The following is a 23,406-nucleotide window of genomic DNA, read 5'->3' as shown; positions in this document are numbered from 1 at the left end:
GGTAGCGCTATCGTCCCGCCAAGCCGAAAAGGCCGACTTGGGGGTATAGATGTTCGAGAACTGGTACGAGAGCCTTGCGAAGACTGCCTCGGGCTTGCTGGGACCTCATGGTCCAGCAACCCAGGGTGCAACCGCCAGCTATGCGCCAGGCGATTTCAGCATCCATTTCTTCCTTCAGCTCGCCGTCATCCTGATCGCCTGCCGCGTCGTCGGCTGGTTGGGGCGCAAGTTGCTTGGCCAGCCGCAGGTCGTTGGCGAGATGATCGCCGGCGTCGTCCTCGGACCGTCCCTGCTTGGATTGCTGTTCCCCGGCCTGCAGGACGCCATCTTTCCCAAGGAATCCCGCAACATGCTCTACGTCGGCGCCCAGCTCGGCGTCGGCCTTTACATGTTCCTCGTCGGCACGACACTCCGCCTCGACCTGTTCAGGTCGAAGGTCCGCAGCGCCTGGTTGGTGTCGACTGCCGGCATCGTAGCACCCTTCGCGATCGCGGTGATCGTCGCGCCGCTGTTGCTGAACGTGCCCGGACTGTTCGCCGAGGGTATCAGCCAGAGCAACGCGACACTGTTCCTGGGTGCCTGCATCGCGCTCACCGCCTTTCCAATGCTGGCGCGAATCATCAACGAGCGCGGCCTGAGCAATACCTCGCTCGGCACCCTGTCGCTGACCGCCGGCGCATTCGACGACGCCTGCTCCTGGTGTGTGCTGGCGGTGGTGCTCGCGACCTTTGGCGGCGGACCGGGCGTGGCGCTGCTCGCAATCGGCGGCGGCGTCGCCTGGGCGGTGTTCCTGATGCTGTTCGGACCCCGTCTGCTCGCGCCGCTGGGCCGCATGGTGGAGCGCGAGGGCGAGATGAGCATGACCGTCCTGGCGATCACGCTGGCGGCGTTTTGCGTGTCCGCTTTCCTGATGGACGCGATCGGCATCCATGCGATCTTCGGCGGTTTCCTGATGGGCGTGGTGATGCCGCGCGGTGCCTTTGCGGCGGAGCTGAAGCGCAAGGTCGAGCCGCTGGCCGTCGTCCTGCTGCTGCCGATGTTCTTCACCTACTCGGGTCTCAACACCCGGATGGACATGGTAAACTCGCTGCCGCTGATGCTCATCGCACTCGGCATCCTGCTCGCCTCGATCATCGCCAAGGGTGGTGCCTGCTACCTCGCCGCCCGGCTGTCGGGAGAGGACAACCGGACGTCGCTCGGCATCGGCGCGCTGATGAACTCGCGTGGACTGATGGAGTTGATCATCATCAACATCGGCCTGCAGAAGGGCATCATCGGCCCGACGCTGTTCTCGATGCTGGTGCTGATGGCGATCGTCACCACCATGATGGCGACGCCGCTGTTCGAGCTCGTCTATGGCCGCAAGGCGCGCGAGAGCGGCGAACTCGCAGCGATCGGCGGCGACCTCAGCCGGGCTTGAAGGAAACGGAGGCTTTCATGGGACGCGTCAGGATCGGCGGCTTTGCAATATCGCTCGATGGCTTTGGAGCCGGGCCGGACCAGAGCCTCCAGGACCCCCTCGGAAAGCGAGGCAAGGAGCTTCATAACTGGTTCTTCGGGACCAGGACATTCAGGGCCATGATCGGCCAGGAGGGCGGCTCCGAGGGCGTCGACGAAACGTTCGCCCATCGCTCGATGGACGGCTTCGGTGCCTTCATCCTCGGCCGAAACATGTTCGGTCCCGTGCGCGGCGATTGGCCGGACGACGACTGGAAAGGCTGGTGGGGAGACAATCCGCCCTATCACGCACCGACCTTCATCCTGACGCACCACGCCCGCGACCCGATCGTCATGGAAGGCGGCACCATTTTCCACTTCGTCACTGACGGCATCGATGCGGCATTGGAGCGGGCCCGCGACGCTGCGGGGGACGCTGACGTCAAGATTGGTGGCGGTGTCTCGACCGTTCGGCAATATCTGCAGGCCGGTTTGGTCGACGAGCTGCACTTCGCGCTGTCGCCGGTCCTGCTGGGCCGAGGCGAGGCGATGTTCGCGGGTCTGGACCTGCCCGCGCTCGGCTACCGTGTCGTCGAATCGGTCGCGTCCGATCTCGCGACCCATTTCGTGCTCGCGTCGGATGCTTAGCCCTATTTTACGACGCCGCCGTCGGCCTTGTAGCGGTCTTCCAGGAACTGGCCCTTGACCAGGAAGGCGTCGCGGTCGTCACGGCTGAGCGTGTCCGAAACGCGGGCGAGTTCGCCCTCTACGGTCTTCAGGCCATCGACCAGGCGCCGTTCGATGCTAGGCCCGCCGTCGCTGTCGGGCTGGGTCCGCATCGAGGCAGGCACCTTGGTGTAGCGCTCGACCAGCTCCGGCAGGTGCTTGTTAAGCAGGCGGCTGACATCCTGCGCCAGCGGATCCATCTCCGGCAAAGTCGCCAGCTGCGGTCCGATGGCGTTGAGCTGGGCCGAAATCTTGTCGAGCGTCGGCGCGGCAAGACGCGGCAGTTCCGCGCGGCGACTGTCGAGCCAGCGGTCGGCCTGCGCCGGCAGCACCGCGGGCGTCGCCTTCTTTAACGCCTCGGGCTGGATATCGCCACCCAGCGGCAGCGACGCGGCGATGATGAACAGCAGCGGCAACAGCAGCGCGACCAGCAGGAAGCCGCCGATACCGATCGTGCCGAGGAACAGATAATAGGCGAGCAGCCCGGCCAGTAGAACGGCAACCGCGATCAGCCCGCGACGCAGGCGCCGCCCGGCATTCGAGACGGCGCGCTTGATGCGGCGGCCGTGGACCGCGCGCGCATCGGACCCGCCCGGCAGGCGGTCGAGCACTTCGGTGAAACGCTGTATGCGGGCATCGACCTCGCGGGACACCTCAGCCCTCCAGCGCCGTGAAGGCCGGCGTGCTGCTGACCTGGCCCTGCGAGGCACCCTCGGCGCGGGCGATGTAGCCGCGCGACTTTTCGACTTCGCTCGACAGGCTGTCGACGGTGGTCTTCATGTTGCTCAGCGCCTGCAGCTTGAACGTATCGATGGCGTCCATTGTCTGGTAGATGTTGGAGAAGGCCCGCTGCAGCGTCGCGATCGGGATGGTCGACGACGCCGCCTGCTGGTGGATCGCCCCGGTCTGGGTCTTGAGCAGCTCGCCGGTCGAATCGATCATGCCTGCGGTCGTGGTGTTGAGCGCGGTGATCTGCTCCAGCACCAGCTTCTGCGCGGTCAGCGCCTGTGCCACGGTAACGGCGGTGCGTAGCGCGGCGACCGTCGTGGTCGAGGCGCGGTCGACGCCCTTGACCAGTTCGACGTTGTTCTTCTTGACGAGGTCGAGCGCCAGATAGCCCTGCACGCTGACCGCCTGCTGGGTCAGCAGGTCGGTAGTGCGCTGGCGGATGTAGAACAGCGCGGACTCGCGGATCGCCTTGGCCTTGGCCGGCTCGCTGTAATCCAGCTCGGCCGCCTTGGCCTCCAGCTTGCTGTCCAGCGTCTTGGAGACGTGGACCATCTGCTCCAGCTTGCCCATCGTCTTCCACAGATTGGCACGCTCGCGGTCGACCGCGGCATTGTCCTCGAGCAACTCGTCCTTGCCCGCCGCCAGTCGCGACAGGATCGCCGAGATGTTCGACTGCGCCGACTTGTAGCTGTCAAAATAGCCGCGCAACTTGTTGCCGCCGAACGGGATCAGCCCAAACAGCTTCTTGCGGCTCATGAGGTTGCCGCGCTTGCCCGGGTCGAGGTCCTCGATGGTGGCGCGCAGCTCGGTCAGATTGGCGCCGATGCCGGTGTCGCGGTCCATGGCGCGCACCGGGCGGTCGAGGAAACGGTTCGACTGGCCCGCCGCATCGGCGATCTCGCGCGCACCCAGGTTGGTCAGCTCATCGACCTTGGCGCCGAACGCCGGGGACGCGGCATCGAGCTGGGCCAGATCGGTGACGAACTTGTCGACATTGGCCTCGAGCTTCGACTTCACCTCGTTGTCGACCGGCACCAGTCCCGACGCCGCCTGCGGCTCGACCACGGCGACCGCCTCGGGCGGCGTCAGCGTGATCGTCGAAGGAGTCGTCGCCGTCGTTGTCTGGGGCGTCGTCTGGGTGGCCATGTCTAGGTCAGCTCCGGTGGTTGTACGCGCAGGGTTAGCAGATCGTTGGGCAAGGCTCTACTGTGTTACGCGTCTATGTCGGGTGCCGCGGCGTGCTTGCCAAGGGCGCCGCGGTTGCGCGAGAAGCTGGGCATGAGCCAGGTCGAAGACATTCTCGCGCAGGATTTCGGCACGCTCGCCGAGGTCGTCCATCTTCATGCCGTCGAAGAGCCCGGGCGCATCGCCTTCGTCGTCGGCGAGGCACGACTGAGCTACGGCGACCTCGACGCCCTGATGGACCGGGTGGCGGGCAAGCTGCAGGCCGAGGGACTGTTGCCGGGCGACCGGATCGCGATCTGCGCCGCGACCTCCATCGACTATGCCGCGATCTTCCTCGGGGCTCTCCGCGCCGGAGTGGCGGTCGCCCCGATCGCGCCGTCGTCGACACCGGAGCAGATCGTCGCGATGATCGCCGACAGCGGCGCGCCTATCCTGTTCGCCGATGGCCAGGTGGTGGAGACGCTGGACGGCGTGGCGCTCGCCGCCCGCACTGTCGTCCGCCTCGACCAATCGGATAAACTGGCGGAATGGCTGTCCGACCATGCGCCGGCGCTGGTGCAGGTCGATCCCGCCGCGCCGTTCCACATCATCTATTCCAGCGGCACGACCGGCACGCCCAAGGGTATCGTCCAGAGCCACCGGATGCGCTGGGGCCATGTCACCGGCGGCGCCAAGCTGGGCTACACGACGCGTTCGGTGACGTTGCTGTCGACGCCGCTCTATTCGAACACCACCATGGCCAGCTTCATGCCCGCCATCGGCGCCGGCGGCACCATCGTGATGATGCCGAAGTTCGACGCGGCGGCCTATCTCAAGCTCGCCGAAACGCACCGCATGACCCACACCATGCTGGTCCCGGTCCAGTACCGCCGCATCATGGCGCTGCCCGATTTCGAAGCTCACGACCTGTCGAGCACGGTGATGAAGTTCGCCACCAGCGCGCCCTTTCCCGCCGAACTCAAGGCCGATGTGCTGGCGCGCTGGCCCGGCGGGCTAGTCGAGTATTTCGGCATGACCGAGGGCGGCGGCGTCTGCGTCCTGCTCGCGCACCTGTTTCCCGACAAGCTCCACACCGTCGGTCGCCCCGCCCCCGGCCACGACATGCGCGTGCTGGGCGAAGATGGCTCCGAGCTTCCCGCCGGCGAGATCGGCGAAGTCGTCGGGCACAGCGCCGCGACGATGAATGGCTATCACAACCGTCCCGACCAGACCGAGGCGGCGATGTGGACCGCTCCCGACGGCCGTCGCTTCATGCGCACCGGCGATGTCGGCCGCTTCGACGCCGATGGCTTCCTTACGCTCATGGACCGCAAGAAGGACATGATCATCTCGGGTGGCTACAACATCTACCCGAGCGACATCGAGGCGATCCTGACAGCGCATCCCGACGTGGTCGAGGCGGCGGTCGTCGGTATCCCATCCAATGCTTGGGGCGAAACTCCGGTGGCGTTCCTGGCCCTGCGCAGCGGGGATGGCGAAACTGTGCGGGACTGGGCCAATGCGCAGCTCGGCAAGACGCAGCGGCTGAGCGGCGTCGCGGTGGTCGAGGCACTGCCGCGCAGCGCGATTGGTAAGGTGCTCAAGCGCGAGCTGCGCGACAGCTGGGCGGGCTGAAGCGAACCCGTCGGCGATGAAACAAAAGTCTTTTGCTCGTCTCCCTCCCGTTCCGGGAGGGATGCAGTAGGCAGCTAGATCTTCGCGACGCTGACCGTCATCGCGACCTGCTCCACCGGGCCACTCGTCGTCAGGAACGCGATGTCCGCGGCGTCCCGGCCATGCGCGATGCGGATGAGGCCCTCGATCGGGGCCAGCCCGGTCGGGTCGATCAGCCACCAGCCGTTGCCCAGCCAGACCTCGAACACCGCATGAAAATCCGGTGGATCGAGGGCCAGCGCGTACGCCGCGACCGCTCGTGCCGGGATACCACCTGCCCGCGCCAGCGTCAGGCCTAGGTGGGTGAAGTCACGACACACCCCGGCGCGGTCGATGAAAGTGCTTTCGGCACCGGTCTCGGCGGTGCTGACACCGTGCAGGTAGTCGACGTGCTTGCGGATCCACTCGACGATGGCGATCATCTTGGCACCGCCGCTGACATTGCCGAACTCGCGGCCGGCAAAGCGCAGGAACTTGTCCGACGGGCAGAAGCGGCTCGGCATCAGATAGGGCAGGATATCGGCGGGCAGATCGCTCCACCGGTGCTGGAGCGCACCGGCGTGGATCTCGATGCGCGGCTCGAGGTCGATCACGGCGGAATAGGCGACTTCGACCTGGCCCTGGAAAATGCCGCGCAGCAGCCGCCCATCCTCCAGCTCGACCGCGTCGACACGGGTGTCCGGGCTGATCGACAGCGTCTCGGAGACGATCGTCTGTCCCGGCGCACGGGCGACCTGGACCTTGGCCATGATCTCCGTCGGCTGGGCATAGCGATTGGCGATATGGGACTGGGCAAGCAGGCGCATGAGAGCTTTCGGAAAAGTCAGGGGGCGGCGGGTAGCAGCGCCAGTAGAGCAAAGCTCGCCAGCCAATGTTCCCCCATATAGTCGCCGGCGATGTGCGGCAATGCGGCGGCGAGGTGCCGCTCACCGGCGCTGTGGCCTGCATGGGCGAGCGGCAGGTAGCGCCCCAAAGCCCGCCAGTTCCATGCCCGGCTGAGATTGAGACCGTCGAGATGCACGATCTTGCCGTCGCTGCGGTCGCTGACCATCGCCGGCTCGAACAATGTGTGCGGCTCGCTATCGTCGAGGCGCGGCAGGAAGTCGGTGAACCAGCGGGCGAACTCAGCTTCCGGCAGCAGCCGGGCCATGCAATGCGCTTCGGTCAGGGTCGGCGACAGGAAGGCATCGCCATCGGGCTCCCACGCCTGGGCGTTACGGTCCTCGCCGTACCAGTCGCGTGCCTGGTCGCTGAACATCATCGCCAGATCGCTGTCGAACTCGATAGCCCAGGCATGCGCGTGAATCAGCGCGAAGGCGGTGTTGGCGTGCCCGCCGGTACGATTGGGATAGGCAGCGCCGGCCAGCCAGTCGTGAAAGCGATCGGCAACTGCCTCGGCGAGCGGGCGCAACTGATCGCCGAGACGCGAATTGTGGCGCGCCGCCTCGGCATGAAGCGTCAGCAACCAGGCCCAGCCATAGGGTCGTTCGAAGGCACGCTCCGCCGCCAGGTCCAGATAATCGCGCTCCGCCTCGATCTTGGCTGGCGTGAAGGTCGCGAGGATAAGCTCGCGGATCGACGCCGCCTCGGGCAGCCCGGGCGCGAGCCGCAGCAAGGTCAGCAGCAGCCACCAGCCATGGACACAGCTGTGCCAGTCGTAGCTGCCAAAGAAAATCGGGTGGAGCGCCCGGGGGCCATAAGTCTCCCCCTCGCGACGCAGGACATGGTCGAGTTTGTTGGGATACTCGCGCGCGACATGGCCCAGCGCGATGCGGGCGAACTGGCTGGCCAGCGCCGGCGTCAGGTGCATCGTCGCAAACCTCATCCCCTTTCATCAGTACGCGTTCGACCATACACCGGGTGTTCACGGCGACAACCGCAGCGGAGTACATGCTGCTATAGATGGAAAAGTACCGCGATGACTAAGACTTGGTTGGTCGCACCGCTGTTGGCACTGGGCTTTATGGCGCCCGCCCATGCCGCACCGCCGCTGGTTGGCCGACAGATCATCACGACGGCCACGGTTTATGGCAACGATCCCTGCCCCACGGCATCGAATGGCGACATCGTGGTCTGCGGCCGGCTGCCCGAGGCGGAGCGCTTCCGGATTCCGCCAAAGCTGCGCAAGCACAAGGCGGAACGCACCGAGCAGCCATGGTCAGCGCGGGTCGCCACCCTCGACGACGCAGCACGCCCGGAGCGGCCGGACAGTTGCTCGGCGGTCGGCGCCGGCGGCCAGACGGGATGCACCGCCGCGATGCTGCGCCAATGGGCCGACGAGCGGCGTGCCAATGGCCAGCGCGTCGGCATTCCCTTCTAACGGGATCATCGACGACGCTGGCAGCAAAAGGCCGCCACCTTCGCTTTGAAGGTGGCGGCCTTTCGTCGATCGGGCAGGTTGCAGCTTACTGCGGCGTCGTCGTCACCGTCGTCGTGGTGCGGTCGGTAACCTGTGCCGCGACTGCCGGCTTGCGGACGACGCGGGTCACGGTACGGCGGGCCGGCGTGGCAGGACGGCGCACGGTCTCCTTCTGGATTACCGTGGTCGTCGTCGGCGCCTGAGCAACGACCGGCGGTGCGCTGCGGAGTGCCTCGGTTTCCGCGGCGGCCTGGGCTGCGGACTGCTGCGCGGCAGCGGCCTGAGCGGCTGCGGCGGCGGCGCCCTGCTGTGCGGCATCGGCGCGAGCGTCGGCGGCAGCGGCGTTCTGCTGGGCAGTGCTGGCGGCGGCTTCCGCATCGCGGCTCCGGTCACGCTCGGCTTCGACCTTGCGGCGGTCGGCGGTGACCAGCGCTGCATCGGCCATCTCCGAGGCGTGCGCGGCGTCGATCTGCGCTTCCTTCTTGTGGCCCTGCGCCAGGTTCAGCTCGGCGGAGCGCAACGCGTCGCGGGCACGAGCCTGGATCCCGGCAGCCTCGGCGCTGGCACCGACCTTGTCGCCTGCATCGATCTTGCCGCGCGCCGCGGCGATGGCGGCACGAGCCTTGGCGGCATCGTCGGCGGCGTGTGCAGCGAATGGCACGGTCGAGGCAGCGAGCAGCGCACAGACGCTGATGGAACGCAAGATGTTACGCATTGGACAAACCCTTTAGAACCTTCGTTGAGCCTCCCAAACGATACTGCAGCGCTTCAGTTCCAGTGGGTGCAGGCAGCCAAGGCGCGCGACGGCACTGCGCAAGATCAGAACCTGGCGCGAAGCCCGGCCAACCAGCGGCGTGGCGTCCCTGGCCCTAGGCTGCGCGGATTGCTGGCGTTGGGCGCTTCGGACAACTCCACCTCGCCGGTTTCCGAGAATGTCCCGAAGGTCGCGTAGTGCTTGTCGAAAACGTTGGACAGTTCGGCGAACAGCGTCACGGGGCCTGCCACCGCGACGCTGCCGCGCAGATTGAGCAGCGCGAAGCCGCCCGTCCGTGGCTCGAGGTTCGCCTCGTCGCCAACCAGATACTGGCCGGTCTGGGCCTGTACATCTCCGCCGACGGAGAAGCCGCGCCCGGCATAGTCGACGGACACCAGCCCGCGGTGACGGGGCACGCTTGGCATGCGGTCGCCGCGCCTGACGCTGATCTGGCCATCGTCGTCGGCGGATGGGTTGTCCGGGCTGTTGAGCGTCAGCGGCGTACGGAAAGTCGCGTCGGTGAAAGCGTAGCCGGCGCGCAGCGACCATGGCCCCTGCACGGCGGTGACGCTCGCCTCGACACCCTGTCGCCGGGTCTGGCCGATATTCTGGAAGAAGGCGCGCCCGCGGGTCTCGGCGGCGATGAACTGGATGTCGTCGTGATTGGTGGCGCGGTAACCTGACAGCAGCCAGTCGATCCGCCATGGACCCTCGCGGAGCCGGCCGGAGGCGCCGAGTTCCCAGGTCTTCGCGACGACCTGCTTGAGCGGCGGATCGCCGACGAAGAAGTTGGTCAGGCTGCACGGCGCGTCCTCGTCGGCGCAGGCGAGTTCGGCAGGCGTCGGCGCCCGGTTGGTCTCGGCGTAACCGCCGCGCAGCGACAGCGCCGGCGAGATCTCCCAGTCGAGTTCCGCCCCCGGGTTGACCCGGCTGAACGTGTGATTGCCGTCGAGCACCGTTCCGATCCGATCGTCGAGAATGACCCGGGCGTGGTTCCAGCGAACGCCGAGCTCGGCGCTCAGGCCGCCGAACAGCGGCAGCTTTTCGGCAATGAACACCCCGGTGTAGCGAGTGCGCGCATCGAGCGAGACGGGAGTGATCGAGCCGTCGGGCTGGGCGACGATCGGCCCGAGACCTTCGACGCTGCGCTCCTCGGTCAATCGGCCGACCTCGGTCGAGGAGTCGAAGCGGGTGTGACTGCGGTCATAGCTGGCACCGATGGTCAGCTGGTTCTCGCCGCCGAACAGCGGGCGCTTGTCGGTCAACTGGATCAGCGCGCCACCCGCCCGCGTGTTGGTGCGGCTGCGATTGAGGACGCCATAGCCTTCGCCGCCGAGCGTGTCAGGAATGCCGTCGCCATTCCTGTCGAGCAGCGGCTGGGCCTCGTCGGCGGCGGTTTCGAGACAGAGCAGGCCGGGATCATCGTCGCACGCCTCGATATCGGCTGCGTCGCCGTTCAAGGTACGCTGCTTGAGCTGCTGGTAATAAAGCGTGGCTTCGAGCCGGGTCGTCCCGGACAGCTCGACCCAGGGATGCAGGCTGGCGCGACCGTATTTATTGCGGGTGTTGTCGGGGTAGGTGAATACGGCGCGGCGATCGGCGGCGAGCAGTTCGACCGGGGCGGACCCGTTGCCGGTCAGGTCGCTGTCGGCCCCGGTAAGCTTGAGGTGGACGCCCGCGGTCGCGCCGTCATAGCCGAGATCGACGAGGCCGTTGTACAGGGTCGAGGGCGAATGCCGCCGCCAGCCGCTATCGTGGTTCTCCTCGAGGTCGACATAGGCGCTGAGCGGTCCGTCGCTCCAGCCGGCCTCGACCGAGCCTTGCGCGCGACCGAAGCGGCCGCCGGCGCCGGAAATCGCCAGCCCGGGCGCGGTGCGTCCGGTTTTGGTAGTGACGACGACCGCACCACCCAGCGCGTTGAGGCCATAGACCGGGCTGGCATCGAGGATGGCGATCGTGTCGACCGCAGCCTGCGGCAGGAGGTCGAAGCTGACGGTGTCGCCGAAGGGCTGGTTGAAGCGCGCGCCATCGACATAGAAGGCCAGGCCCTGTGCGCTGCCCTGCAGCGGCGACGCGACGAAGCCGCGGTAGACGAAGTTCGGCTGGAACGGATTGCCCTGCGCCTCGGACAGCGACAGTCCCGGCACCGTCCGCGCCAGTCCTCCGAGCAGGTCGGCATGACCGGCACGGTTGAGATCGGCCGAACTGGCGATGATCGCATCGTCGATGTCCACGCCGCCGCCCGGCGCGGTCACGACGATCGTCGGATTAGCGGGGTCTGACTCCTGCGCGAAAGCCGGGCTCGCGACGATGGCGATGACGAGTAACATCCGGGCCATGCGGCACCCCCACAAACTCGCCCGATCCTGGGCGTTGCCAAGTCGTTAGAGGGAGCCGGGCGGGAAATCCTGAAGACTTGCTCAGATTGTCTCGTTCTTTAGGACAAGCTGGAAGCCCTGGCCGCGCAACGTGCGGATCGTCGGTGCGTCCGGGTGCGCGGCGAGTACCCGGCGCAGGGTACCGATGTAGACATCGACCGAATTGTCGCTGACCTCGGTGTCGCTGCCCCAGACGCTCTTCAACAGGGTTTCGCGCGCGACCGGGCCGCCGCCCTGCACCAACGCCGCAAGGACATCGAAGGCGCGTCGGCTGAGGGTCAGCCGGACGGTGCCGACAAAGGCCTCGCGCGCTATCTGGTCGAGACGCAGGGTTCCAAAAGCGATACGCCCGGGGCGCATGCCAGACCGTCGGATCATCGCCGCAAGTCGCGCCACTAGCTCGGCAAATGCGAATGGCTTGGGCAGATAGTCGTCGGCTCCGCAGTCGAAGCCGTCGAGCCGATCCTGCAGCGTCGTCCGCGCCGTCAGCATGATTACCGGTGTGTCGATCCCCGCGGCGCGGAGGTCTCGGCACAGGTCGAGCCCATCGCAATCGGGGAGGCCAAGGTCGAGGATGGCGGCGCAGTAGCTGCCCGTGGCCAGGCTGGCGGCGGCGTTGCGGCCGTCACGATGCCAATCCACGACATAGCCCTCGGCAGCCAAGCCGCGCAGCGCAAAGCGCGCGATGCCAGGATCGTCCTCGACCAGCAGCAGCTTCATACGGAAACCGACCTGAGCGGTAGCTCGATGGTCGTGACGCAGCCGCCCGTCGCAGCGTTCTCGGCACGGATCGTGCCGCCATGCTGTTCGACGATCCACCGCGCCAGCGCCAGACCCAGCCCGACACCGCTGCGCGCCCGTGGCTGTGCCGACTGGTAATAAGGGTTGAAGACATACGGCAGGTCGGCTTCGGGAATCCCGCTGCCGTCATCCGCGATGACCAGTCTGGCGCCGCCGGCGTTCGCTGCCACGTCGATCCGCAAAGTGCCGGGGCCCGAGAATTTGATGCCGTTGTCGATTATCGTCAGCGCTGCCTGCTGCAGCCAGCGGGCGTCCCCCTCCACGATCAAAGGGCTGGCCGGCGCATGAACATCGAGCACGACATCGTTCGACGCAGCAAACCCGGAGACTGCCTGGACGCTGGCCGTGACCAGTTCGGCTAGGTCGACAGGCACGCGTTCCAGATCCAGCCGGCCGTCGTCGGCTCGCGCCACGCCGAGCAGTTCCTCCAGCCGGCGGTCGAGCACGTCCGCCTGCACGACGATCTCGCCGAGCACGCCGCGCATCGCCGCCGCATCGTCGCCGAGCCGCAGCGCGACCTCGGCCTCGCCGCGCACCACCGTGATCGGCGTTCGCAGCTCGTGGCTGAGCTTGGCGAAGAACAGCCGGCGGTTGCGATCGACGTCGGCAAGTCGTTCGTTCTTGGTCTCGAGCTCGAGCGTCCGCTCCTGGACGAGCCGGGCCAGGCGGCGATTGCCATCGCCGAGAGCCAGCCCCGCAACGACGGCGAGCGCCACCGCGGCCCCGGCCAGCGCCATGCCAAGGATGTTCATGCGAAGACGCAGCTCCGTCATGGCGCTTGCCGTGGCGACCGTCTCTGCCTGTTCACGTGCCGAGATGGCGGCAACGGCATCGCTGAGTTCACGTAGTGTCGACACGGCTGCGGTTGGATCGCGCGTCGATACCGCTTGCCGTGCCAGCGTCTCGAATTGCTTCGCAGCGATACGCTCGGCGGTCAGGGCGTCATCACGGCCACCAGACTGCTTGGCGGCGACCACGGCTTCGCGCGCCACCGAAGACTGGTAGGCGCGCAGTTGAGTGTTCAACTGAGCGCGGTCTGCATCCGCAGTGCTGCCGTCGCGGACCGCCCCGGCGACGGTGGCTGCAATCGCGGAGACTGCGGTCGACTGGACCTGCGAGGCAAGCGAGCGCTCGAGATAGCGGTCGGCGGCGGACAGGCTCATCGCCTGCGCTACGGCCAGTCCCGCAATGCAAAGGATCAGCAATATCCCGCAAGTCGTGGCGGCGGCGGGCTTCATCATCACGACGGTCTTCTGGACCGATGGCAGTTGACCGTCGAGCGACGCCGCCGATCGTTCAGCCCGCCCGCTCCGATGGTACGGTCACGGGCAGCGGGTCCGGCAGGGCATGCGTCGGGCGTGCGCCCCAAACGGCATAGAACAGCACGTAAAGCTCGCACACCGCCGTCAGCACGAACGAGCGTTGCAGGCCGTAGTGGTCGGCGAGCCAGCCCTGCACGACGACCAGCGCACCACCGGCGATCGCCATGATGAGAAGGCCCGATCCCTCCTCCGTCAACGGGCCGAGCCCACGAATACCCAGCGTGAAGATCGTCGGGAACATGATCGAATGAAACAGGCCGACCAGGATCAGCGACCACATCGCCAGCGGCCCGGTCGAGACGATGGTAACGACCATGGTCAGGAAAGCGCCGACGCTGAACGCCGCCAGGACCTTTTCGGCCGGGATCGAACGCATCAGGAAGCTGCCGGCGAAGCGGCCGACCATCATGCCGCCCCACAGGATCGCCAGGTAGCGCGACGCCTGCTCATGGGTGATCGCGGCGATCTCGGGCTGCGAGACGAAGTTGATGAACAGGTTGGCGACCCCGATCTCGGCGATCAGGTAGATGAAGATCGCAGGAATTCCGAAGACGAGGTTGCGGTGCTTCCACAGCGACAATCCGGCGCGGTCGTGCTGCGAGGCGCGTTGCGAGGCCCGCCCAATCGCCGGCAGTGGCGAGCGCGCGATGACGAAGGCGAGCAGCACCAGCACCACCGCCACGATGACATACGGCAGGACCACGGACTGCGCGTCGGCGTAGCGCTCGACCTGGGTCAGATGAAGTTCGGTGCCGGCGGTGCCGCTGCGCGAACGGCCGAGGATCAGATATCCGGCGAACAGCGGCGCCAGCGCGGTGCCCAACGAGTTGAATGCCTGCACAAGGTTGAGGCGCGACGAACCTGTCTCGGGTGGCCCGATGACCGCGACATAAGGATTGGCGGCGACCTGGAGCAAGGTGATGCCGCTGGCGATCACGAACAACGCGGTCAACACGACGCCGTAAGACGGTAGCCGGGCGGCCGGGACCATCAGCAGCGCGCCGGCGGCCATGATCGCCAACCCCACGACGATCGACCGCTGGTAGCCGATACGCTCGATCAGCTTTGCCGAGGGGATCGAGGCGATAAAATAGGCGATGAACCAGACGGACTCGATCAACGTCGTCTGGGTGTAATCCAGCTCGAAGACGCTGCGCAGATGCGGCAGCAGCGTGTTGTTGATGACCGTGATGAAGCCCCACATGAAGAACAGGCTGGCGAGCAGCGTCAATACTGGACCATAGGGTGCCGGCGCTCGATCGCTTGCCGCTGCGGAAGCGCCAACATTGGTCTTGGTCGGAATTGCCATCGCGTTTCGCTCCTGATGCTATTGCACCGCGTTCGAGGTTCCGACGTATAGACTGTCGCAGGCTCTTGTCTGACTATAACCGGGCCTGTGGGGCGTCAACGCGGTTCTGCGGGGCGGCGGCTTCAGCGATGCGCCTCGGCTTCGAGGCGATTGGCGACCCGGTGCATGATCGACCAGACGCCGACAACCACGAACGGCGCCACGATCCCGATCGACAGCGTCGCGTCGAAGCCTGGCCGGGCATGTTCCGCGGCCTTGAAGACGTAGGCCAGCAGGCTGATCATGTAATAGCTGATCGCCGCGACCGACAGTCCTTCGACAAGGCGCTGGAGGCGAAGCTGGACCTGGGCGCGACGATCCATCGAGGCGAGCAACGAAGCACTGGATGCCGAGGCCGCGACCTCGACCCGCGTCGACAGCATCTGCCCGGTGCGCGCGATCCGGTCGATGACTTCGCGCTCGCGGGCGGCAACGGTGTCACAGGTGCGCATGGCGGGCGCCAGGCGGCGTTCCATGAACGAGCTGAAGGTCTGCAATCCGGCGGCCGGCGCCTCGCGCAGCGCTGCGATGCGGTCGTGGACGATCTCGTGATAGGCACGGCCGGCACCGAAGCGGAACGACGTGCGGGCGTTCAACGCCTCGGCCTCACCCGCCAGCACGACCAGGCGGGCCAACAGCTTGCGATCCTCGTCGACGCCGCTTTCGCGCGCCAGCTGGGCCGCCAGTTCGCTGGCGGCGACCTCGATGCGAGCCAGTTCCCGACCGGCGTCGCGTGCGACCGGAAAGGCTAGCAGCGCCATCATCCGATAGGTCTCGACCTCCAGCAGGGCGAGCGCCAGCCGTCCGGCGCGGGCCGGATCGTCACCTGAGACGAGCAGGAAATAGCGGGTGAAGCCCTCAGCATCGGGTCGCAGGTCGGTGAACACCGATGCGGTGGCATCGAGCAACCGTGCACCGATCGCATCGCCGCCAAGCAGCGCCGACACCGACGACACGCTCTCGCCGGCGCGCAGGTCGAGGGTCGTCGCCACCAGCAGCTCACCCGGCAGGTCGGCGAGCCAATCCTTTGGGGCACGGTCGTGCGCATTTTCCAGGAACGGGTGGGCGCGGTCCGATGCCCGGAAGAACGTCCAGGTCGAAAATTCCGTGTGCCGTTCCCAGCGCAGCGACCATTGCCCGGCATCCAGCGCCGACCAGCGAGAGTCAGGACCCGGCTCGGCCTGTCCCAGCCGGCGGCACAGTGCCGTCATGTGCGCCCGGTCGGCGGCCAACCCTGCCTCGCCCGATACGGTCGCCAGCCGCGTCGCCACCGTCGGGCAGCCAAGCGGCGTGTACGGCCGGGCGTGCGCCTCGGCGAGAAGTGCATCACGTTCGGGGTGAAGGTGCCAGCGGGTCATCGGTGCTCCCAGGTCCGTCGGCTACCCTAGCGGGATTGCGCGGCGTGCCAAGCCGGACCTTGTCGCCGGACGATGCGTCGCGTCGGCGCGGGATCTGGCGAGCAATCGGGCGAGCGTGAATAGCGACGGCCGCAACGGCACCGAACGCTCGAAGGTACCACACTTTATGTCGGATCATTACACAGCATCTAAGGTATTACTGCTTAATATGGTGCGATCTCGAAAGACTAAAGCACAGTCTGCTGCGAACAGCGTCAGTATACGGCGCTCTTTATTTTAGAATGTACTTCGGCTAGTGATCGTTTCGCGAATGGTGATCGCCCGATCCCTTCGTAGAGCCGCCCGCTCCGTCCCCCGGCAGCGGGCGGTTCGCCTTGTCCACTGAAATTAGTTACGGCTAGACTCGAACGGTGGAGCCGAAACTGTGGTCATGGGCGATCTCGACAGGCTGGCCCGGGAGCCGGGCTGATCGTCTTGGACGCTTTCGGACCTTTGATGGGTCGATATCCAGGCCTGAAGCGCTGCCGGTTGTCGGGGCGGCAGGCCGAGGAATAGCCATTGCGGCAACCGGGGACCCTGCCGAAGCAGGAGGGCGAAGAGATACGGCAGAATGATCGCGAGGAAGAACGTGACCGGGGCCGGAATTTGCGCCAGTCTCTGGGCCGGGATCGCCACACTCAGGTGAAGCGCCATGATTGCGATCGAATTCTGTCCGAGGCTCGAGAAAACGGCCCTGATGCCCTCGACGTGCGCGAGTGCTTTGCAGACCAACACCAGAACATAGCAACCGCCGATCGAGCCGATCAGCGAGACGACCGGCAGGCCGTAAGTCGCGAGCCGCATATCGAACCGGTAATCCGGATAGACGGCAAGGCCGGCGACCACTGCCGCAACGAGCGCAAGCAGGGCCGGCGCCCATAGCCACTCTGGAACTGCCGTCACCCGGAAAGCCGAGCCGGCCCAGACGAAGAACAGCGCGACCGGCGCGATCCCGATGCCGTAATAGATCTGGTGGGAGCGAAGCGCGAAGCCGATGGCCAGCAACGTCATCACGGGCAAGGCAACGTATCGGCTGGCCGGAGAAAATCCCGAACGCCCGGCGCCGCGCAGCAAAAGCCAGTTGAACGCCATCAGCGTGAAGAACAGCGTCGACAGGAACCACAGCGCACCGACATAGCCGTCGAGGTGGCTGCCGCCCTTGACCAGTTCGCGGAGCAGGATGAGCGGAGGCTGCTCGATGAAGCGATCTCCGGTCGCTGCCCATTGGCTGACCGAGTATTCGATCGCGACGATGCTGATCAGATAGGCAAAATACGGAACGATGAGGCTGTTGCCCCGCGACCACAGGAACTCCGGCCAGGGCCGCGGCTTGAAGATGTAGCCCGACAGGAAGAAAAAGAACGGCATCCGGACCACGGCGATGCTGGCGCCCAGCGGGGGCGGGAAGACGTGCCCGAACACCACGAGGACGATGCTCAATCCCTTGGCGACGTCGATCCACTCGAGACGCGTCGTCGATGCAGTCCTCGCCTGATCGATCACGGCGCGCCGCCATGCCTGGACGATCGCCGAGCCGACACAGGACCGCGCATCGAGGCTTCACGACTGTCCGGTTTCACCAAGTCGATCATCGGAAACAGGTTAGCGGCGCCGGCCATGAGCAAGAATGGCGCATCGGGGTAAGCCTGAAAGATCACGACGCGCGGGCGTAAGAGTTCCGAGCGCCCGATTCCTCCTTCGTCAGGTCCCGTAATCTCGCGCTATTGCTGCGAAGCGCAACTTCGCCGGCTGCGGATCGACGAGGCCAGCACACCTACCGATTGGCCTAATCCGGATGGTCCAGCCCAGACTTTGTCGTCTGATGGTAAGATCAGGCGATATCGTATTTATCTGGGGGACATGATGGCAACGGTGGAGGCGGTTCGCTTTGAACCGTTCGGTGCGGCGCATTCCGCCGACCGGCGCGACCTGGCTTCGCCGCTGCAGCTGATGCGGCGCCGCAAGCTGGTGATCGCCGGAGTCATGCTGGCCGTCATCGCGTTGGTCCTTGCCTACGTCCTCATCGTCACGCCGATGTATTCCGCCACGACGACCCTCCAGGTTGCCGGCTACGACACGACCGCCGAAGATGTCGGGGACCCCGACCCGGCTCGACCGCAGGACGAACTGCGGATGGCCAACCAGCTCGAACTGTTGAACTCGCTGCCGCTGGCGCGGGGTGTCGTGCGCAAGCTGCGCCTGATCGACGATCCGGAATTCCGGTCGCCGAGCCGGTCGATCCGCCGCAAGCTTGGCCTGCTGCCGGCGAGAACCGAAACTACGGGAGAAGACACGGAGGCGGCACGCGAGGCTAGCGTGATCGACGACCTGATGAACCATCACGTCACCATCGCTCGCGTCGGCGTGACCCACCTGATCACCATCACCGTCAAGACCAGCGATCCGCGCAAGTCGGTGATGATCGCCAACAATTTCGCCAATCTCCACATCGCCCGGCTGCGCGACGAAAAGGAGCGGGCCACCGGCTTGATGATCGCGCAGCTCGACAGTCGCGTGAACGAACTGCGCCAGCAGGCCACGTCGGGCGAGCGCGCCGCCGCCAGCTATGGACGTTCCCGCGCCTTGATCGGGACGCCAGGCCAGGCCGCGGATCCAGCCGCCGTCGACTGGCTCGGCAACCAGCTGGCGACGGCGCGCACGAGCCGGGTCGAGGCTGCGGCACGCTATAGTCAATTCGCTGCCAGCAACGGCGGCGCCGGACCCGCCACCACCCCGCTGCTCAACGAGCTGCTGAGCCAGCAGTCGACGCTCGACAAGCGCCTTGCCGAACTGCAGGCGCAGTTCGGACCGGGCTATCCCGATGTCTTCGCGGCGCAGGCACAGCGAGCCGATGTCGCGGCGCGGATCGGCGAAGAGCGGGCGCGGATCAAGCGGAGCCTCGCGGCCGATGTCAGCGTGGCCCAGGCCCGCGAGCAGCAACTGGCCGGCGAAGTCGGCAGCGTCCGCGAGCGCGCGATGAATGCACGCGATGCAGGCGTCGGCTTCGGCGACCTGCAAAGCGGTGCGCAGACGACGCGAACGCAATACCTCGCGCAGCTTGCCCGCCTGCAGGAAGTGCGCGGCCGCGAAGCTCGCATCCAGATCGAGGTGTCGGTCGCGGTCAAACCGGTCCTGCCGACCTCGCCGAGCGATCCCAAGGTGATGCGCCTGTTGGGCGTGGCGGTCATCGCCGGGCTGATCCTCGGCATCATCGCGGCGGTCGCCGTCGAGCAGATGGACGACCGGGTGCGGACCGGGGACGATGTCGGGCGGCTGCTCGGCGTCGAGGCATTGTCGATGGTGCCGGCCCTGACCCGCGCCGAGGCGAAGCTGGCTCCGCAGCAGTTGATCGCATCGCAACCCACCTCGGTGTTCAGCGAGAGCATCCGGACGATCTACATGGCGTTGCTCGGCACGCTTCCGACCTCGGGCAATCGCGTGGTGATCACCTCGCCGCTGCCCGGCGACGGCAAGACCACGATCGCGGTAAGCCTGGGCGCCGTCGCCGCCAGCCTCGGTATCAAGACGGTGATCGTCGACCTGGATTTCCGCAAGCCAGCGGTAATGTCCGTGATGCGCCGCTCGCCGGCACCACGCGACCTGATCGCCTACCTCGACGGCGAGGCCACGCTTCACGAAGCCATCTCGCGCGATGCGGCGACGCCGCGGCTCGACGCGCTCAGCGTCGCGCGGCCGCCTGCCGAGCCGGGGCGGTACATCACCGCCGGCATGATCGCACCGCTGCTGGCGACGCTGGGCGCGCAATATCAGCTGGTTATCGTCGATGCGCCGCCGGTGCTTCCGATCAGCGATGCGCGGATGCTGGCGACGCTCGGTGATGCGACGCTGATGGTGCTGGGCTGGGGTCGCACGCGCGACACCGCCGCACGCGCCGCCCGGCAGCTGATGCGCGGCGCGCTGACTGCTGCTGTCGTCAACCGGGTGGACTACCGCCGACATGCCGCTGCCGCTTATGGCGACGAACTTCAGCACTACTCGGAATATGCGTCCTACTTCGGACCTGCTCCGATACTGAGTCGGCGGGAACGGTTTGCGGCTATGGTGGCTCGGTGGTTCGGGCGGGGCCGGCCGGAGACGTCACTGGCCCGGGGCTAAGGCTTTTTCGCAGCCTCGGCGGTCACTGCCACCGAGTCGATGGCGTCGCCGCCGTCGATGCCGGTGCAGTGGATCATGTAAGTCCGCGACCGGCGTGGCCACACCGTCAGCGATCCGCTCGGCAGGGCCAGCGAACTGTCCAGCTTGCAGGCGTCCAAATACTCTCCTTGCCAGCTGAGCGTGACAGGCGCACCCGAGGCCACCACCGCGGGCTGCGCGCTGATCCTCACCACGGGTGACGGTCCCGGGCGCGGCGTCGGCAACCCACAGGCCAGGTCGGGCAGCCGAGCCTCGGACCCGGATGTGGCCCGGCCGAGGTCGGCAAGCGCGTTCAGATAGAGCTCGAGGTTGGTATAGCCCTGCTCACCAGCAATCTTCCGCCCGTCTTCCGGGTCGCTCGGTGACAGGTTGTTGGCCAGTTCCCACGCGTCGGGGATGCCGTCGCCGTCCTGGTCGGCCGGTGGCTCCCCGCCCTCGAGCATCGGCCAGCCGCCGACTTGCGACGGATCGTCGATGATCGCGCCCTTGCAGCGCATCATGTCGGCAAGCAGCCGGCGGTCGGCCGCATCATAGGGAAGGTTGGCACCGACGCTGGTGACGATGTCGCGATAGGCTTGTGCCGGCGCCGAGATACGCTGGGCCGGGATCGACAGACGACCGACAGGGGCCTTCGCGACGTAAGACCAGTTCGCCGGATCGAGGGCCAGCCGATCGTCGCCGACGTCGCCAGCCCGTCGCCAGTCGAGGTTATCCTTCAGGAAGATCGCAAACCTGGCAGGATTATCCCGGAAATAATTGAACATGTACAATTGCAAGCGACCTTCTGCCGAAGGTCCGCGCACGGCGACATTGCCGATCGCATTGACGAACAGATCGCCGAACCGAGTGTACAGCTCGGCGTTGTAGCGCTGCGAATTGAAGATGACGTTGTTGATCATGTCGAATTGCCCGCGCGTGTTGAGCAGCGGGTTGCGGCGGTAGTTGTTGGCGATCAGGTTGTGGCTGAACGTGATGTCGCGCGCGCCATAGCCAAAATAAGTGCCGCGGCTATGCGGGCCACGATTTGCGCGGTTGAGCCCCTCGGACAGGATCGACCATTGCACCGTGATGTTGCGCGTATCCATGCACGGCCGTTGAAGATGACCGTCGCCGACGATGTTGATGCCCTCGTCGGTCGGCCATGACGTCGACACATGATCGAGGATGACGTCGTGCGCGCCGCCACTGATCTGGACCGTATCGACGTTCTCGGATCTCTGCTCCGATCGGCCCGGGCGAATGCGCAGGTGGCGGATGACGACGTCATGGGTCTGGATCAACAGCGGCGTGTTCGTCGAATTGCCCAGCCTGATCGCGATGCCGCCCGGTGAAGTCTGCCCGGCAATCGTCAGATAGGGGTTCTGGACGTTGATCCAGGTGTCGACGGCGATCGTGCCACTCGTTCGGAACACGCAGGTCCGCGGACCCGACGCTTCGGCACAGGCGCGCAGCGAGCCGGGGCCATGGTCCGCCAGCGTCGTGACTGCGAACACCGCGCCACCACGCCCGCCGCGCGCGAACCGCCCGAATCCCTCGGCGGTCGGAAAGGCCAGCGGACCCGAGGTGCGCACCGGCTCGGAATTACAGATCGGCCCGACGACCTTGGCACCCGCGGCGGCTCCGCCGTGATCCGACTGGCCCTGGACGTGCACGACAGCACCGCTCGTGATCGCCAGCAGCGAGCCGGCGATCACGCCACCGGTTCCAATTCGTCCCGACACCTAGGGCCTCTCCGACAATCGCGATGGCGAGCAACATCTGGCCCGACGACGCTAGCGCTTGATGTGCTGCCCGGAGAAACGGTCATCGGGATGATGCCGCGCTCATCGGGGGGTGATGCGGCCGGCGAGCGCGTCGACCCAGGCGAGCTGAAGCGGCAGGCAGCGTGCGAGGTCGTAGTCGGCGACGACACGCGCGCGGGCGGCTGCCCCGAGCAGGACGCGACGCCCGGGCGCCTCGATCAGGCCGCAGATCGCATCGACGAGCGCTTCCGTGTCGAAGAACGGGACCAGTACCCCTGTCGTCGCGTCGACGACCTCGCGTACCGGTGCCGTATCGCTGGCGACGATGGTACAGCGGGTCGCCATTGCATCCAGCAGGCTCCAAGACAGCACGAACGGATAGGTCAGGTAGACATGGACCATCGACAGGCGGAGCACCGCGCGAAAGCGGTCCGGGCTCAGCCAGCCGAGAAAATGGACCCGCGAGCGATCGATACGCCCGGCGACCTCGTCCAGGTAGATGTCGCGCCAGGTCTTTCCCGCGGGCGGTGCAGCGCCGTAACTGACGCCGTTGCCGCCGACGATCAGCACCTGCGCCTGTGGTCGCCGGGCGAGCAGGTCAGGCAACGCGCGCATGAAACGGTGATAGCCGCGATAAGGCTCCAGGTTGCGCGCCGCGTAGGTGATGACCTCGTCGCCCGGTCGCAGCACCGTGTCGCCGACAGTCAGCGCAGACGCTGGCCCGGCGATCGCCGCCTCGGTGTCGATACCATCGTGGATGACCTCGATCCGCGGGCGAAAGCTCGGTGGATATGTGTCGGCTTGCCACGACGTCGGCGAGATCGCCGCATCGGCCATCTCGAAATGCATCTGCTGCGCCAGGTTGCGGACCTGCAGCCGACACGCATTGGCGAGCGGATCGGCGACCGGGAACTCCGGATCGAACCCGGTGTCACCGGCGTCGGAGCCGTAAAAATACTCGCAGTAGATGCCCAGCCTCGCCCGCGGCCATAACTGTTTTAAAAACAGGCTTTCGCCCCATGCCGGATGGGCGATGATGATGTCGGGTTCGAACCCCTGCTCGGCCAGGCGCCGCGCCGAGCGCAAGGTCGCTTCGCCGCGGATGATCTTCGTGTCGAAATCTGCAGTCCACGGATGGCCTGTGGTGGTGCTCGAATAGCCTGCATGGCTGCGCACCGCCGTGATCCCGGCGCCGCCGGCATAGGCGTTCATGCACAGCGCAACGACGCGGTCGCCTCGCGCCGCCAGCGCCGGCGCCAGATGCTTGAACTGAGCCGGAAAGTTCTGGTGAACGAACAGTATCTGCAAGCTCGGCAGTCCCTGAAACTCGCCCCGATCATAGCGGTGGCGAATTGAATTTTATTACTACCCGTTTGGATTAGCCCGTTATCTTGGTGCCCTGATCTCTTCGGCTCGAGTG

Annotated in this window: 18 protein-coding genes; 5 read left to right on the top strand and 13 right to left on the bottom strand. The window is 66.4% G+C overall.

The annotated features are described in order from the left end of the window. The first annotated feature begins 49 nt into the window (after positions 1-49). Complete coding sequence (locus ACOFKW_RS09685; protein ID WP_419813947.1) at positions 50-1,420, top strand: cation:proton antiporter; 1,371 nt, start codon at positions 50-52, stop codon at positions 1,418-1,420. Positions 1,421-1,437: 17 nt separating this feature from the next. After that, entirely contained in the window at positions 1,438-2,085 is a 648-nt protein-coding gene (locus ACOFKW_RS09680) for a dihydrofolate reductase family protein (protein WP_419813946.1), read from the top strand. 2 nt (positions 2,086-2,087) lie between these two features. Here the strand turns inward: ACOFKW_RS09680 and ACOFKW_RS09675 are convergent, their stop codons facing one another. Together ACOFKW_RS09675 and ACOFKW_RS09670 are read right to left on the bottom strand one after the other, a co-directional pair. Beyond that, positions 2,088-2,816 carry a hypothetical protein gene (locus tag ACOFKW_RS09675; protein WP_419813945.1) on the bottom strand — a complete coding sequence of 243 codons (729 nt, stop codon included), beginning with the start codon at positions 2,814-2,816 and terminating at the stop codon, positions 2,088-2,090. Position 2,817: 1 nt separating this feature from the next. Beyond that, entirely contained in the window at positions 2,818-4,038 is a 1,221-nt protein-coding gene (locus ACOFKW_RS09670) for a toxic anion resistance protein (RefSeq protein WP_419813944.1), read from the bottom strand. A 132-nt stretch (positions 4,039-4,170) separates the two neighbouring features. Between ACOFKW_RS09670 and ACOFKW_RS09665 the strand changes: the two genes are divergently transcribed. Further along, a complete protein-coding gene (locus ACOFKW_RS09665; RefSeq protein ID WP_419813943.1) occupies positions 4,171-5,691 on the top strand; it encodes a class I adenylate-forming enzyme family protein in 1,521 nt (506 codons plus the stop codon). Positions 5,692-5,765: 74 nt separating this feature from the next. Here ACOFKW_RS09665 and ACOFKW_RS09660 read toward each other — a convergent pair whose 3' ends face one another. Together ACOFKW_RS09660 and ACOFKW_RS09655 are read right to left on the bottom strand one after the other, a co-directional pair. Further along, positions 5,766-6,536, bottom strand: a complete 771-nt coding sequence (locus tag ACOFKW_RS09660; protein WP_419813942.1) for a transglutaminase-like domain-containing protein — start codon at positions 6,534-6,536, stop codon at positions 5,766-5,768. Between the two features lie 17 nt (positions 6,537-6,553). Further along, entirely contained in the window at positions 6,554-7,555 is a 1,002-nt protein-coding gene (locus ACOFKW_RS09655; protein WP_419813941.1) for a DUF2891 domain-containing protein, read from the bottom strand. 93 nt (positions 7,556-7,648) lie between these two features. Between ACOFKW_RS09655 and ACOFKW_RS09650 the strand changes: the two genes are divergently transcribed. Further along, on the top strand, positions 7,649-8,050 hold the full coding sequence (locus tag ACOFKW_RS09650) for a hypothetical protein (RefSeq protein ID WP_419813940.1): 402 nt from the start codon (positions 7,649-7,651) through the stop codon (positions 8,048-8,050). 85 nt (positions 8,051-8,135) lie between these two features. Here ACOFKW_RS09650 and ACOFKW_RS09645 read toward each other — a convergent pair whose 3' ends face one another. From ACOFKW_RS09645 to ACOFKW_RS09615, 7 genes are all read right to left on the bottom strand, one after another. After that, positions 8,136-8,804, bottom strand: coding sequence for a hypothetical protein (locus ACOFKW_RS09645; protein ID WP_419813939.1), 669 nt, complete (start codon positions 8,802-8,804; stop codon positions 8,136-8,138). Between the two features lie 104 nt (positions 8,805-8,908). After that, positions 8,909-11,182: a TonB-dependent receptor gene (locus tag ACOFKW_RS09640; RefSeq protein ID WP_419813938.1), complete on the bottom strand. Its 2,274-nt coding sequence runs from the start codon at positions 11,180-11,182 to the stop codon at positions 8,909-8,911. A gap of 81 nt (positions 11,183-11,263) precedes the next feature. After that, entirely contained in the window at positions 11,264-11,941 is a 678-nt protein-coding gene (locus ACOFKW_RS09635) for a response regulator transcription factor (protein WP_419813937.1), read from the bottom strand. Continuing rightward, a complete protein-coding gene (locus ACOFKW_RS09630; protein ID WP_419816919.1) occupies positions 11,938-13,263 on the bottom strand; it encodes a sensor histidine kinase in 1,326 nt (441 codons plus the stop codon). The genes ACOFKW_RS09635 and ACOFKW_RS09630 overlap by 4 nt, the downstream gene beginning before the upstream one ends. A 55-nt stretch (positions 13,264-13,318) precedes the next feature. Then, a complete protein-coding gene (locus ACOFKW_RS09625; RefSeq protein WP_419813936.1) occupies positions 13,319-14,653 on the bottom strand; it encodes a sugar MFS transporter in 1,335 nt (444 codons plus the stop codon). A gap of 122 nt (positions 14,654-14,775) precedes the next feature. Then, positions 14,776-16,050 carry a DUF3422 family protein gene (locus ACOFKW_RS09620; protein ID WP_419813935.1) on the bottom strand — a complete coding sequence of 425 codons (1,275 nt, stop codon included), beginning with the start codon at positions 16,048-16,050 and terminating at the stop codon, positions 14,776-14,778. Between the two features lie 387 nt (positions 16,051-16,437). After that, positions 16,438-17,529, bottom strand: a complete 1,092-nt coding sequence (locus ACOFKW_RS09615) for an acyltransferase family protein (RefSeq protein WP_419813934.1) — start codon at positions 17,527-17,529, stop codon at positions 16,438-16,440. Positions 17,530-17,949: 420 nt separating this feature from the next. Between ACOFKW_RS09615 and ACOFKW_RS09610 the strand changes: the two genes are divergently transcribed. After that, on the top strand, positions 17,950-20,205 hold the full coding sequence (locus ACOFKW_RS09610) for a GumC family protein (protein ID WP_419813933.1): 2,256 nt from the start codon (positions 17,950-17,952) through the stop codon (positions 20,203-20,205). Here ACOFKW_RS09610 and ACOFKW_RS09605 read toward each other — a convergent pair. Both ACOFKW_RS09605 and ACOFKW_RS09600 read right to left on the bottom strand, forming a co-directional pair. Next, the gene (locus ACOFKW_RS09605) at positions 20,202-21,965 is read right to left on the bottom strand and encodes a hypothetical protein (RefSeq protein ID WP_419813932.1); all 1,764 of its coding nucleotides are present in this window, start codon (positions 21,963-21,965) and stop codon (positions 20,202-20,204) included. The genes ACOFKW_RS09610 and ACOFKW_RS09605 overlap by 4 nt on opposite strands. A 102-nt stretch (positions 21,966-22,067) precedes the next feature. After that, complete coding sequence (locus tag ACOFKW_RS09600; RefSeq protein WP_419813931.1) at positions 22,068-23,294, bottom strand: glycosyltransferase; 1,227 nt, start codon at positions 23,292-23,294, stop codon at positions 22,068-22,070. Between the last annotated feature and the right edge of the window lie 112 nt (positions 23,295-23,406).

This window comes from Glacieibacterium sp. (genome assembly GCF_965200405.1).
Lineage (GTDB): Bacteria > Pseudomonadota > Alphaproteobacteria > Sphingomonadales > Sphingomonadaceae > Glacieibacterium.
Note: the sequence above shows the minus strand (reverse complement) of the source record. Positions and strands in the feature narration are given on the sequence as shown.